The sequence below is a fragment of the Priestia sp. 3CA3 genome, assembly GCF_056836725.1.
The window spans coordinates 1-12,518 of record NZ_JBXENJ010000010.1; the positions used below are offsets into that span (position 1 = coordinate 1).

Consider the following 12,518-nt stretch of genomic DNA (forward strand, 5'->3'; position numbering starts at 1 on the left):
GAAAAATAAAGAGCTTTTTCTTATCAACGAGTTCTCCATTTTGACAAAGATTAAGTGTATATCAATGGATATTGCATAAAATAAGTAAACAAGACCATATTAAATATGAATGATAGGTATAAAAGTGTATTTTCTTCCAATCATAGGAGATCGTATATGAATAATTATAAAAATGACAATACTGCAAGACGCTATATTGCTCATGTTAGTATATTTGGAACGACTCAAATTCATTTAAGAAACCCCTATATTGTTGCTTGGTGGTCAGCAGCTTTTCCTGGGTTTGGACACTTGCTACTGTCTAAATACCTTCGCGGCTTTGTGTTATTTATATGGGAGGTCGTCATAAACCTTAAATCTCATGTAAATTTAGCAATGATTTATTCTTTTCAAGGAAACATTGATATGGCCAAAGACGTGCTTAATACAAGATGGCTTCTTATTTATATTCCCGTTTATATTTTTGCTATATGGGATAGTTACCGAACAACCGTTGATTTAAATAAAATATACGTGTTAGCTGAAAGAGAAAATCATCGGTTCAACTCCTTTAGTATAGGAGCGATGGAAATAAACTATTTAGATAAACGGAATCCCATCTTGTCGGTTGTCTGGTCCTTACTGATGCCAGGTCTAGGACAACTCTATATTCATCGGATCATTGGTGCTTTCTTTGTTATTGTCTGGGCGGTTGTTTTCTTTTATTATTCTCACCTGCTTGAAGGGATTTCTCTTCTATTTTTAGGAGAAATAAAACAGGCTACTTCCGTTTTAAATAAAGAATGGTTGTTATTTTTCCCTTCCCTATATGGTTTTGCTACTTTTGATTCCTACATGAATACTGTTGAGAACAATAAACTTGTGGAAAGAGAGCAAAAAAATTTCTTCGAGAAAACGTATCAACATCCAAGCTTTTGTATTGCGAAAGGAAAAAAGGTGGAGTGAAAATATGCAGGTCTTTTCTACATTTGAATACTCCAGTTACATAGAATTAGCTGTTTCAGAGCTAGAAAGAAAAGGGATAAAGAAAGAAGATATATTTATTGTTCCTCTCAATAATCGAACGGAAGATCGCCGGATTTTTGATAGCCTTCATCGAGCCGATGGAGTTTCTCTTATTGATTTAGGAATGACTCTAGCCACAGCCTTTTCAGTCATTGGTGCAAGCATTGGCTTTAAACTAAGTTGGGGACCCATCTACTGGGGGCTAATTAGTGCTTTTATCGGATTTATCTTAGGACTAGGAATTAAACTATTTATGTTTAAAGTAGTCAGGAAAAATCAACGGCTTTTACGCGGCAAACATTCGGAAGTCATACTCATTGTTGATTGTCATACGGTGGACGCCGGAGTGGTTGAACAAACTTTGTGGGAAAACCTTGCCTTAGGTGTTTCGAAAGTCAAATCGGATGGCTTATAAAAATAAGTCATCACCCAGCAAGATACAGGATGAATGAATCACTATGCAATTTTGGAAATAACTTCCTTAACGCATTGAGGGAGTTTGTCTGTTTTTAAGCTGTATATTTTTTAATTAACATAATGTCATGTTATTAGAACCAAAAAAGCTTTTAAAAAGAGCTTTTTTAGTTCTAACATATGTTAAATGCCTTTTTACCATCCTTTTTGATTTCTTAATGTCGTAATATGAGCAACATGATGCTTTCCATGCCACGCATAAGTAGCTATCAATTGCTCAATCGTCACTTCCCCGTTTTCAGGATGGTTGATCGTTTTCTTCAAATCTTTTTCATTAAGTGAGTTTAACAATTTATGAAGACGCTTATGTAAAGCTGAAAAAAGTTGGAGAGAAACTTCTATGGGTAACTCATTATCAGGAAGATTCGACCAAGCCACTTCATCATATGCTTTAATAGTAGGCTCTTGCTCTGTTAACCCTAATTTAAAACGGGTATAAGCATTCATATGAGAGTCAGCTAAATGATGGACAACTTGACTTAATGTCCAGCCGCCTTCTCGATAAGGCGTGGCTAATTGTTCTTTTGTCAGTCCTTCTACAGCATCAGCTAATTGCTTTGGGGCATCTCCAATGTCATGAATCCAACCTTGAATATCTTCTTTCTGAATATTTTCTTTCACAGTAAATTTCCCAATCGGATATTGATTAAACATATTTCTTCCTCTCTTTCTATTTTTATTACTATCTAGTATAGCACTTTACTCGAAAATAAATTTAAATATTCAGAATAAAACAACCAGATGAAGTGTTAAAAATAAAAGAAAAAGGATCTTCAGCGATTAGAAGACCCTTTTTCCTTTATTTGCTTTAAGCACTTGTAATCTTGACTGAGAATCATTGGTTTGCCCAATTACTTTTTCCACGATGTACTGATATCCATATAACACAACGGCTAAAACCGTAGTCATTCCCCAGTACATGCTTGGCGACATCTTTTTCATTTTAAATATGCCCACTTTTTTCAAAGCGCCGCCAAAAGGGAAAATATTAAACCAGTCTAACACCGTATTGGCAAGTATGTATTTTAGAAAAGAGCCGTACGTTAGCTTAAATATCCAAAGCGTTCCTATTAAGTGCGGACCTAAAATATAAGTAAAATCTATAGGTGCTTTAGGAAATAAAGGATTGTTGTTTCTAAACCATTTTTTCTGATTAGCAATGACGGTAAACACAATGATGAATAAGTTAGCGAAAGTAGCTACAGGCAAAAAGCGGACAAATGATTTTGTTCCTATAAAAGGCGCAGTTAACCATGGAAAGATTAGCACGCTTAAAGAAATGATCAATTTTCTTTTATACTTACGCATGAATTGTCTCCTCAAACTGTATTTTCGTAAATATTATTACCTAAAATTGAAGGTTTATGTAATATACCACAACGATTCCAGGCAAAGATAACCTAGCTAACGATGACATACGTTTATTTCTAGTGACGATGGCATTAAAATCCAATCCTCAAAAAAAGAAGCATCTAGCCTTTAAAGACTAAATGCTTCTCCTCCTTTACACCTTATAAATTTCATTAGACGACAGCCAGTCAACGAATTGATGATACGGATAATATGTAGTCCCTTTCAGCTCTATTTTTGGAGCTCCAGGATATTTAGTTAACAGTTCTTCAATTTCACCCTTACTCAAATGAAAGTGATAGTGCAGATCTTTTTCTTTAATCAAATAAGGATATTTTGATTTCCTTTGAGGTTTACTAAAATTTTTTAAACCATCGCCTATAAAATAACCAAGGGCAGCTAATCCTAACGCTAACCAAAAAAAGTTCATTTCCAAAACAGGATACCCCCCAAACATTTCTAATAAATACATTCTAGCGTAAGATTCATAACAAAGAGATCTTACTTTATAAGATCTCTACAAATTAGCCAGTTTTTCATCAGCTATAAACTTCATAAGTATACCTGCCCCTGAAACATTTAATAATATGCTGCTTCCTAAAATAACACCATATAATAATCCAGCTATATGTAATGTTAAAGCTAAAATCAGAAAGACTGTTCCTATACCGACCAAAAATAATCCCAAGCTTCGATTATCCATCTATTTCACCACCAAAAAAATAAATATAGTTATATTTTAACATAATTATACTTATTTTACTTTTAAATGTTAAAATAGGCTTATTGATGAGCGGGGAGATTATAGGATCATGAAAAAAGTTATATCGTTTTTGATTTCTACCTTGTGCGGTAGCTTAGTTCTTTCTGGACTATCTTTTTCTGATGGTTACGAGCAAATGAGCTTAAACCATTTTCTAGACCAAATAATGTTTGGATTTATGTATATTGCACCATTTGTAATTGTATTAGGAATTCCTTCTTCTTTCATAATCGATGCTATTGTAAAGAATCAAACGAGGCATAAATATATAGTTGAGCTAGTATGGTATGTTGTGTTCGGTGTTATAACTGCATTCATTAGCTCCGTACTTATTTCACTACTTATCTCAATAGATGATCGTAAGTTTTTTATAAACTTGAGTTTATTTAAACCATTCCTCTTTTTTTCTCTTAGTTGTTCAGTGCCGTTTGGAATCTGCTCTACCTTGTTGAAATTTAGAGTAAAAAAGAATTTTTTTAGTAAATAAATAGTGTACATCCTTCTAGCTTCTTATAAAAATCAAAAAGTTTAGAACCACAGTGGTTCTAAACTTTTTGATTTTTATCTATATCGCCTTGCCGAAAAGAATTGGACAATCGGAAAAATAATTAAAGAAAGACATATCGCTGCAAATAAAGATATGTTGCCAAAATCATTTCTTCTGACGAAAATAATTCGATCTAGTACCCAAAGAACAAAAAGAGCTATTGTTAGGATATGATAGCTTGTCTTTGCACTGATAGCAGCAATTTTCTTTCCCATTTCATCTTTTTGTACTTTTTTATCAGATCCCCATGTACTAAATTGCAACCAGGCAATTAATAAAAGGACAATTCCTAGAATACTATTTAGATTTAATTTCTTGTCATTTATAAAATCCGTTATGTATAAAGTAAGCAGCCCTAAAGTAATAATACCTAATATAATACCTCCAACTACATTGTTTCTTCTCTCCTTATTCACCATAAATCCCTCCTGCTTCTATACAAAAATAATTCGTCATCACTTACATTAAAATTCTGTACTACTAGAAACGCTAGAACTAACTTGAATCATACTTAATAATTTCAACAGTATTAATCATTTGCTTAGAAACTTAGCACGCATTCACTAACCCCTCCGAGGATAATTTCTTTGGTTTCCTAAGGTTCTTTCATTCGGTGGTGCATTTATATCCCTCTACACCAACATGTAAAACATCTTTTACATATATAGTTTATGGTAAAAATTTCATAATGTCAAACACCTTTTACAAAATTATTGAATTACTTTATGGTATTAGTAACTCCAAAGACAGTACCTTTAGAAAACATCGTCTAGTTTACCTATTACAGTAAACACTACAATCCTTACTTTTATCTTGGAATACCGGCTCGTTTTATCAGCACAAAAAAAGCACCTAATTACTACAGGTGCTCCTTTTCTAGATGTGAATACAAATAAACCAATCTACTACACTACTATTTTACGTGATAATAACCTCTGCAAAAAAACGAGTTCTTCGGTTTAATCGCAATTAAAAATGAGTTATAGATATCTGAGCCAGAAATGAATGTATTTATCCAACATACAAATAATAGGATGGATCTAATATTTCCTGATACATAGAACGACGTAATAGCAGGAACTATCGATAATACAAGAAAAGGCAAGCTCATAAAGATCCAATATCTCGTTTTAGATAGAGTTGCATTTGTATTGAGCCAGAAAAATATTCCGCTAAATGTCAAGCTCACATCACCTTTTTTATATACGACTAAAACGTGCAGACATTCATGAATAGCAAAGACAATCATACCCATTATAATAAGATAAAAGAGATTGATGTGAGTAAAGTCTGCTCCAAAGAAATAAGGTATCAATAGAATAATAATTTGAAGTAAATATACAAACTTCATATAGTGTTTTCGATACCACGTATTCTGGATAAAAGGCGTCCATTCAGAAAAGTCTATGCTTATTTGTGGCAAGTGGCGAAACCAACTGATGATAAGCGTTCCCTCCCTTATCCAAACTTCCACTAATTATGCGTTTGTTTTAACGTAAAATCTCCTAATATATATTACGCTTTATTATTTAAATATTGAGTAAGTAAATACACTGCAGCATTTGTGAGTTGATCAATATGTCCCTCCCCCCTAATATAAAGAATATATTGATTATATTTCCATTTTATCATAGGTTAGTGGATGAACACGATATACGAACTTGATCAACATAATGTACTAACTTAAAACATATGGAAGAGACGCCACTTGCTTTAAATGGCGTCTCTTCTTTTAGAATATTTGAGTAAAAGCTACAATTAAAATCGTAATCCCGCTGATTAACGTTCCAAATTGACCTAATGTAAACTTCCCAATTTGAACATCTGCTGCTTTTTGCCCCACCATTACTCCTATCCATACCGTTATAAAACTACCAAATGCTGATGTAAGCGAAATAGCTAAAGGTGATAAACCAAGTAAACCCGCTCCTAGACCGTTTGTAAGTGCATTGGCTGAAAGTGCAACACCTAGCACACTGCTTTCAACCCAGCCAATATATCGTACGTTTTCTTGACCACTACTATCTAGTTCATCAATTCCATTATTTTTTTGGGAACCAACTAATAAAATAATTCGAATTCCAATTAGCGTTAATAATACGACGGCTACAATAACATGGAACACTCCCGGTAAGATTGTTGAAATCCACCTGCCAAACATAATTCCCACCATGCTAAAGAGGAAACAAATAGCTGCTATTAGTAAATTCGAAAGCCATTTGATCCTGATTTTTCGTACTCCATAAGATATTCCTACACCAAAGTTATCTATACTTGATGATAGGGCAAAACCTAAAATGAATAACCATTCCATTTTGTATTCTCCTTTTGATGATAATATTGAGGAAATTTGCTTACTTGTTGCATATATTGTTGATAAACCTTCAATAAAATGATTACTGCGCGTTGAAAAATATAAAGAGGTGAATCGCAATGTCTAACATCCAAAATGAACAAAGCCTTGGTCTGTTATTACGGTCTTTATTAAAGGAAAATGCTTTATCTATGCGGAAACTAAGCTCACTTACGGGGATTGATACGGCAACTATTTCACGGATTATAAATGGAAAGCAGCAAGCAAATCTACATCATTTAAAGCAATTTGCACACTATTTAAATACGCCTCTTGAAGCATTGATTGATCCTGCTGAAGCTGCTTCAAACCATACAGAAAATGAACTAGAAACAGGCATTCATTACTCCATCGATAAAATTCAAGAAATACTTAAATCTTTTAATATAGCAGATACCAACTTTACGATTGAACGTGTAAAACAAGAACTAACAAAATATAAGCAATATGCACAGACAGACGAAGGACACAGCATGATCATAAATAACTTTCAATCCAAAATAGAGCAAGTAGGAAGCGTTGGTACTTTCATCGACCAATTAAAGCAAATGTATCTTGAATATTGTAGCGAAGAAACCTCAGCCGCCAAGCGCTCTATATTGGGAAGTGCGCTATTGTATTTTATTTTGCCTACCGATATTATTCCAGACTACGTCTTTCCAATCGGTTATTTAGACGATGCAATAGCTGTACAACTAGTGATGAATCAACTTACGGAATAAAAACTGAGTTTTATTAAGGGAACTGAACGCGGCATTCCGCTATTTATTGTGAAAATGGAACTTTTTCTGAACCATGACGATGAGCAGGTAAATACTCTATTGCCTTCTTTAATTTAGATAATTCCTTTGGCACAATCTTTTTAATAATTTTTTCTTTTTTACATGGCTCGCATGACTCATGGTTGCATCTATGTGCACACATACCTAAAGGGATTTTCTCTCCTACAAATGGATCTATATAGACTCCATTTTCAAATAACTTACTCTTAATAAGATGTTCATTTTGCAATCTGCAGCAATTAACACAATAGTACATTTGTTTTCACTCTCTTTCTTATACTTGATTTTGAAACATCTTATGAGAACTCATCAACAGAAGTGCTTGTTCCTACATGAAAAGTTGAAAAAATCTCAACAGGCGTTGATGAATACTCAACACACGTTACTTCCAAACATATAGTTTAAGTATGACATCATACAGAGTGTCATACATCGAGGAGGGATAATTGTGAAAACAAGAGGTATTATTAACGCCGTAATTGGTATTTGGTTTGTTATGGCCCCGTGGATGCTTGGGTTTTCATATAATGCAGGGGCTACGTCAGCAAGTATTGTATTTGGAACCCTTCAAGTGATTATGTCTTTTTGGGAAGTTACTAAACCCGGATGGAATTCATGGCAAAATTGGATTTCACTCATTACCGGATTATGGTTTATTCTTTTTCCCTTTATTTATTCATTAACAGACGGGGTGCTTTGGTCTAGCGTCATACTTGGGTTAATGACCGTATTACTTAGTTTATGGAGCTTAAACTCTAAAGCAAGATTAAAATTAAAAGCTGTAAGTTAAAAAGCGAATAATATTCCACTTTTTGCTTAAACTACTCAAGATACCGCAACGTATCGACTATGTGAGAAATAATTCTCCTAGCAGAAAAGCTCCCTACGGAAATAGGGAGCTTTTTATGTAAGGGTTGTACAGATTTAGTCAACGTAATGTATTTTATAGAAAGCTATAAAAGAGAAAAGGTAGATCACATTTGCGATCTACCTTTTCTCTCCATTACGGAGTCATCATTACTTTTTTAACACGGGTATCCATATTTCACTTTTAAAGGTTGGCGACGTTACATTTTTATGTTCATTCCATAAGATTTCCGGTCCTTCCACTTGTTCATAAGTTGAGGATGGAAACCATTCTGAATAAATTCGTCCCCATACATCTTGTAATGTGTCAGGAAATGGTCCGACTGCTTCGAATACAGCCCATGTTCCAGCTGGCACTTCAAGTTGTACTAAATGATCGGGACAATCCTTAGTTGTGGCTACACCGATATAATGGTCCAGCTGCCCTTTTTCCTCCATTCTCCCTTCAGAAAAGTTCACAGATGCACTAAGCAAACCCAGTGGTGTAACATTAGAAAGTTCTTTTAATTCACGTATTGTTTCATCGTTCAAGCTTTCCCACATAGCAGCAATCTTTGGATTGACTCCATGAAAGATTATTGGAACTCTTTCTTTAATACCGACTATATGAAAGGCCTCTTTTTTTTCAATGCTATAATTCATCTCATTTCCCCCTTTAATTGATAACTGAAAGGTCATTTTTGGAAATGCTTTAAGTGAACTGCCGCTCTTTTTAGCTTCGGAAGGAGTTATACCATGCAAATTTTGAAAAGCTCTTGTAAACGAATCTGGTGAGCTGTAATTGTACTTGATCGCAACATCAATGACTTTGATGTTACTATCTTTAAGTTCAAATGCTGCAAGTGTAAGTCGTCTTCGACGAATATATTCTGATAAAGTAATACCTGCAAGAAAAGAAAACATTCTTTTAAAGTGATACTCAGAGCAAAGAGCCAGTCTTGCTACTTCTCTAAAATCGATATCATTGGTTAAATTCTCCTCAATATAGTCTAAAGCTCTATTCATATTTCTAAGCAAATCCATTTATATGACCTCCCTTATTATCAGAATAGCAGGATTTGAATAGACCTATCCGACATTTCATGCACAGTTATGCAGGCTTTTTTCTTCTGTTCATAAGTTCCTACAAACGTAAACAAGCTATTCAAAATGCAATTTCAGCTAGCATAATAACTTTAGAAAACAACAAATAAAGAGCCTTAAAGTATAAGGCTCTTTATTTGTTCTCTATTCACCTGTGTTTTTATGAGCAAATCCCAACCAAAATAGCAATTACACTGCATCTGTCATTACATATAAATGGGATGGCGCAATTTTGTTTTCTAAAATTACGTATGGATGGCATTTCATTAAAGCGAGCTTAAGAACTTCTGGTACTCTCTCTTCATCATAAGCGCATACTAAATACAATCCGCCTTTATTTACTAATTTATCGGCTTCATTTTCAAACTCTTCTAGAATAGGTATAATTCCTTCTTGCTGTCCCCATTCTACATGAGCCCATATTTGAAAAGATGTATTGTTTTTATAGAAAGGATCTAAGTGTCTAGAAAGGTGTTCAAAGATTATGGCAGGCTGAAAACTTCCACTTGAACAGTAATAATCAAAATTATTAATAGTATGTATATAGGTTAATTGATCTTTAGTTAGAATTCCCTCTAATTTTTCAAAAATTAATGGAATTAATCTTTCACTTTCTATAACTAAAGTATGTCTCTTCTGTTCAATACCCGAAACAATATAAGACACAAGATTGTCCAAGTAACTTTTCATATCGTCAATATTGTAGTAAATATGAACGCTTTCATTATTCTGTATTAATTGAGCAAACTGATTTTTCAAATATGTACGCTCCCTTATATAAAATCAACCTAAATTTTAAGCCTCTTAAAATAGTAATTTGTTTATCTGTTAGAAAGATTCTACGCTTTGCGTTCCTGCATGTCAAAATTGGATGTTCTTCCCTTTGTTTTGGGGTGGACAGCTGTTTTTAGAACAGTGTATCTATATTGATTGCAAACGTTTGCGACAATTATTCTAGCAGCTTGACTAAAGGATACTATACCCTTTTCAAATACGATTAAAACCTAACAAGAAATAATTATGGAATTAAACTTAAAAGAGAAGCTCTAACGTTTCTTCTATATTCACTTATGTCCTCTCAAAACCTTCAATTAAGAGAGTTAGAAAAAGACGGGATTGTTCACCGTGAAATCTATAAAGAAATCCCCCCAAAAGTAGAGTACTCCCTAACCGAATTCGGAAGATCTCTCGAACCAATCATTTTACTTATGAAAGACTGGGGAGAAACGCATAAGCACAGAATTATTAATGCGAGAGCAATGGAAAAAGAAGAAATTTAAATATAAATTATATTTATTAATAGATTCGTGTACTTTAGATATAGCCTATACACGAGTAGTTACTGTAATGTAATAAGCTAAAAAAGTGCTTGGATAATGTTTATCCAAGCACTTTTGAAATTAATTATGTATGACTTTTCTTTTTAATTTGTACACCTGTATAAATAGAATTACCTGTTAATATTGCGGTTCCTAGAAGCCATCCTACCGTAGGAGAGTACTCAAATACATTTTTCAAAGCCATCCCTAAAGAAATAGCTGCCATTCCTAACATTAATAAAAGGACAGTAATGCCTTGCTGTCTTTGCATATTTACCACCTCAGATGCTTTTTCTTGTAATCATTGTTTCCTCGGCTGCTCTTTTTTCCCTACAATCCAAGCTAAAGATAAAATTGAAACAGTTACAACTACTGCCGTCAACATCCCTATATCCACCTCTTCTTCCTTATAATTACATTGTAACATACCTTTAGAACAGTATTTAAACATACCTATCATAATTAGACTTAGTTAACTTAAAATATGTTGTTGGTACAAAGAAAAAAAACATATTTCTAGGGCTTTTCATTTTAATACATATAGAGCGTAACTCTCTTCATTAGAAAATCCAAGTTTACTAGCTAATACTTTTGACGCTTCATTATTATTATCGCAATCCCAAGCAGGCATAACGTTCTTTTCTAAACACTTTTTTATAAACTCTTGACCTACTATCTTTCCCAGTCCCTGTCCTCTATAGCTAGGATTAGTCACAATATCGATTTCAGCTATTGTTCCACTATGAAAGATCGACACACATTCAGCGACAATATTTTCTTTATGGATAACACAAACGCCTAATCCGTTTTTCAGAAAATGACTTTCTGATCCCCAGTAATCCACTATATATGATTCATTAAAATTCTTACTTTTTCTTAAAGCGTCGGAGTTAAAATCTTTTAACTCATAAAGATCAGGAAGATTATACTTAGAAGGAACTTTTGAAGGAACAAATCTATACTTAGAACGCATCATTTTCTTTACGTACGGTTCGAAAGTCTCGTCAAAAAAAGCCTCCCAGTCGGTCGATGGAGTAAAAACAGTAAAACGTTTTTCCTTACCATAAACATTCTCAACAAAGTAACGATAGAGAGATTTATTAAACACCCCATCATTTCCTTTACCAAATACATAATAGTCACCTGCAGGTATTCTAAGAAATCCTGACGTTGGCCTCATACGATCATTTACATACACAGATCCTTCAATAACGTGATTAACGACAGAAAAAGCAAATGTAGGAGTCTTAAATGACGCTTTTAAAATGTTATGTATCTTATCATAATCTTTTGGTTCTAAATAATACATTTTATCTACTCCTCCTTAACAAAGTATATGTTTATATATTTGTTAATTAATACCACACAAGACTATTTTACTGTAAACTGAATACTACAGATTTAACAATATCTAATTTATAAAAATATCGTACATCAACATGTTAGCAGGAGGAACTTATGATATCGCTTCATAGAAATTTAAAATTGCGTGATTTAGAAATCTTCCATGTATCAAGGAATGGAAGAATTATATCTTATGTAGTTATTGAAGACACTCGAAATCTATTTACAGAAGAAGATAAAAAACTAGATCCATTATGTTATATGGATGCAGAAGATATTGACGCGATTTTAAACGTTTTTAGGATTTCGATCATTAATGATGAAAAATTAAACGAAAAAGATTCAGACCTTATAACGTCGTTCTTTTCAGACTTTGTTAACAATACAAATTTAACAAACTTTATTATAAAAGAATACATTCAAGAAGATTTGTATGATCATGAAGTTAACCTAAAATTCTTCAATAAAATGTTAAAGAATATAGGTTCAACTTATAGTATTGAAGAATTTGATGAAATCAACTGGATTTATTTATCTCAGGATTAAGACCGTGTACACAAACCACCCTCTTAGGCATACAGCAAAAAAGAGAAGCCCTAGGGAAGTAAGGGTTCTGAAAGAGTCACTTTTG

At 33.4% G+C, this 12,518-nt stretch carries 18 protein-coding genes and 1 pseudogene; 7 read left to right on the plus strand and 12 right to left on the minus strand.

From position 1 onward, the window contains the following. Positions 1-156: 156 nt before the first annotated feature. Both AC1VNJ_RS22080 and AC1VNJ_RS22085 read left to right on the plus strand, forming a co-directional pair. Positions 157-945 (plus strand): hypothetical protein, encoded by a 789-nt coding sequence (locus AC1VNJ_RS22080; protein WP_049165964.1) that lies wholly within the window; start codon positions 157-159, stop codon positions 943-945. Between the two features lie 4 nt (positions 946-949). Beyond that, a complete protein-coding gene (locus AC1VNJ_RS22085) occupies positions 950-1,420 on the plus strand; it encodes a hypothetical protein (protein WP_049165965.1) in 471 nt (156 codons plus the stop codon). A gap of 194 nt (positions 1,421-1,614) precedes the next feature. Here AC1VNJ_RS22085 and AC1VNJ_RS22090 read toward each other — a convergent pair whose 3' ends face one another. The 4 genes from AC1VNJ_RS22090 to AC1VNJ_RS22105 all read right to left on the minus strand — a co-directional run bounded on the left by AC1VNJ_RS22090 (position 1,615) and on the right by AC1VNJ_RS22105 (position 3,532). Continuing rightward, complete coding sequence (locus AC1VNJ_RS22090; protein WP_034267517.1) at positions 1,615-2,133, minus strand: YfiT family bacillithiol transferase; 519 nt, start codon at positions 2,131-2,133, stop codon at positions 1,615-1,617. 126 nt (positions 2,134-2,259) lie between these two features. After that, positions 2,260-2,787 carry a hypothetical protein gene (locus AC1VNJ_RS22095; RefSeq protein WP_430052367.1) on the minus strand — a complete coding sequence of 176 codons (528 nt, stop codon included), beginning with the start codon at positions 2,785-2,787 and terminating at the stop codon, positions 2,260-2,262. 196 nt (positions 2,788-2,983) lie between these two features. Further along, positions 2,984-3,265, minus strand: a complete 282-nt coding sequence (locus AC1VNJ_RS22100) for a hypothetical protein (RefSeq protein WP_025749994.1) — start codon at positions 3,263-3,265, stop codon at positions 2,984-2,986. A gap of 81 nt (positions 3,266-3,346) precedes the next feature. Beyond that, positions 3,347-3,532: a hypothetical protein gene (locus tag AC1VNJ_RS22105; protein WP_028414911.1), complete on the minus strand. Its 186-nt coding sequence runs from the start codon at positions 3,530-3,532 to the stop codon at positions 3,347-3,349. 109 nt (positions 3,533-3,641) lie between these two features. On the opposite strand from AC1VNJ_RS22105, the gene AC1VNJ_RS22110 reads away from it, so the two are divergent. After that, on the plus strand, positions 3,642-4,079 hold the full coding sequence (locus AC1VNJ_RS22110; RefSeq protein WP_311264900.1) for a hypothetical protein: 438 nt from the start codon (positions 3,642-3,644) through the stop codon (positions 4,077-4,079). 74 nt (positions 4,080-4,153) lie between these two features. Here the strand turns inward: AC1VNJ_RS22110 and AC1VNJ_RS22115 are convergent, their stop codons facing one another. From AC1VNJ_RS22115 to AC1VNJ_RS22125, 3 genes are all read right to left on the minus strand, one after another. Then, on the minus strand, positions 4,154-4,558 hold the full coding sequence (locus tag AC1VNJ_RS22115) for a DUF2178 domain-containing protein (protein ID WP_047750070.1): 405 nt from the start codon (positions 4,556-4,558) through the stop codon (positions 4,154-4,156). Positions 4,559-5,052: 494 nt separating this feature from the next. Continuing rightward, a complete protein-coding gene (locus tag AC1VNJ_RS22120) occupies positions 5,053-5,547 on the minus strand; it encodes a DUF3267 domain-containing protein (RefSeq protein WP_311265019.1) in 495 nt (164 codons plus the stop codon). Between the two features lie 324 nt (positions 5,548-5,871). Beyond that, the gene (locus tag AC1VNJ_RS22125) at positions 5,872-6,453 is read right to left on the minus strand and encodes a manganese efflux pump (protein ID WP_482641302.1); all 582 of its coding nucleotides are present in this window, start codon (positions 6,451-6,453) and stop codon (positions 5,872-5,874) included. A gap of 119 nt (positions 6,454-6,572) precedes the next feature. Here AC1VNJ_RS22125 and AC1VNJ_RS22130 point away from each other — a divergent pair, with 119 nt between their 5' ends. Then, positions 6,573-7,214, plus strand: coding sequence for a DUF1232 domain-containing protein (locus AC1VNJ_RS22130; protein ID WP_028414916.1), 642 nt, complete (start codon positions 6,573-6,575; stop codon positions 7,212-7,214). 43 nt (positions 7,215-7,257) lie between these two features. Here AC1VNJ_RS22130 and AC1VNJ_RS22135 read toward each other — a convergent pair whose 3' ends face one another. Beyond that, positions 7,258-7,530 (minus strand): DUF3973 domain-containing protein, encoded by a 273-nt coding sequence (locus AC1VNJ_RS22135; protein WP_049165968.1) that lies wholly within the window; start codon positions 7,528-7,530, stop codon positions 7,258-7,260. Positions 7,531-7,722: 192 nt separating this feature from the next. Between AC1VNJ_RS22135 and AC1VNJ_RS22140 the strand changes: the two genes are divergently transcribed. After that, on the plus strand, positions 7,723-8,064 hold the full coding sequence (locus AC1VNJ_RS22140) for an SPW repeat domain-containing protein (protein ID WP_482641303.1): 342 nt from the start codon (positions 7,723-7,725) through the stop codon (positions 8,062-8,064). 227 nt (positions 8,065-8,291) lie between these two features. Here the strand turns inward: AC1VNJ_RS22140 and AC1VNJ_RS22145 are convergent, their stop codons facing one another. Both AC1VNJ_RS22145 and AC1VNJ_RS22150 read right to left on the minus strand, forming a co-directional pair. Then, positions 8,292-9,164 carry an AraC family transcriptional regulator gene (locus tag AC1VNJ_RS22145; RefSeq protein ID WP_482641304.1) on the minus strand — a complete coding sequence of 291 codons (873 nt, stop codon included), beginning with the start codon at positions 9,162-9,164 and terminating at the stop codon, positions 8,292-8,294. A 249-nt stretch (positions 9,165-9,413) separates the two neighbouring features. After that, on the minus strand, positions 9,414-9,983 hold the full coding sequence (locus tag AC1VNJ_RS22150; RefSeq protein ID WP_028414918.1) for an MEDS domain-containing protein: 570 nt from the start codon (positions 9,981-9,983) through the stop codon (positions 9,414-9,416). A 326-nt stretch (positions 9,984-10,309) separates the two neighbouring features. On the opposite strand from AC1VNJ_RS22150, the pseudogene AC1VNJ_RS22155 reads away from it, so the two are divergent. Further along, a pseudogene (locus tag AC1VNJ_RS22155) lies at positions 10,310-10,504 on the plus strand (winged helix-turn-helix transcriptional regulator); the annotation flags it as partial. 124 nt (positions 10,505-10,628) lie between these two features. On the opposite strand, the gene AC1VNJ_RS22160 reads toward AC1VNJ_RS22155, so the two are convergent. Both AC1VNJ_RS22160 and AC1VNJ_RS22165 read right to left on the minus strand, forming a co-directional pair. Next, the gene (locus AC1VNJ_RS22160) at positions 10,629-10,814 is read right to left on the minus strand and encodes a hypothetical protein (RefSeq protein WP_033580005.1); all 186 of its coding nucleotides are present in this window, start codon (positions 10,812-10,814) and stop codon (positions 10,629-10,631) included. Between the two features lie 255 nt (positions 10,815-11,069). Then, positions 11,070-11,852, minus strand: a complete 783-nt coding sequence (locus AC1VNJ_RS22165; protein WP_033580004.1) for a GNAT family N-acetyltransferase — start codon at positions 11,850-11,852, stop codon at positions 11,070-11,072. Positions 11,853-12,001: 149 nt separating this feature from the next. Between AC1VNJ_RS22165 and AC1VNJ_RS22170 the strand changes: the two genes are divergently transcribed. Beyond that, positions 12,002-12,433 carry a terpene synthase gene (locus tag AC1VNJ_RS22170; protein ID WP_482641305.1) on the plus strand — a complete coding sequence of 144 codons (432 nt, stop codon included), beginning with the start codon at positions 12,002-12,004 and terminating at the stop codon, positions 12,431-12,433. Positions 12,434-12,518: the final 85 nt, after the last annotated feature.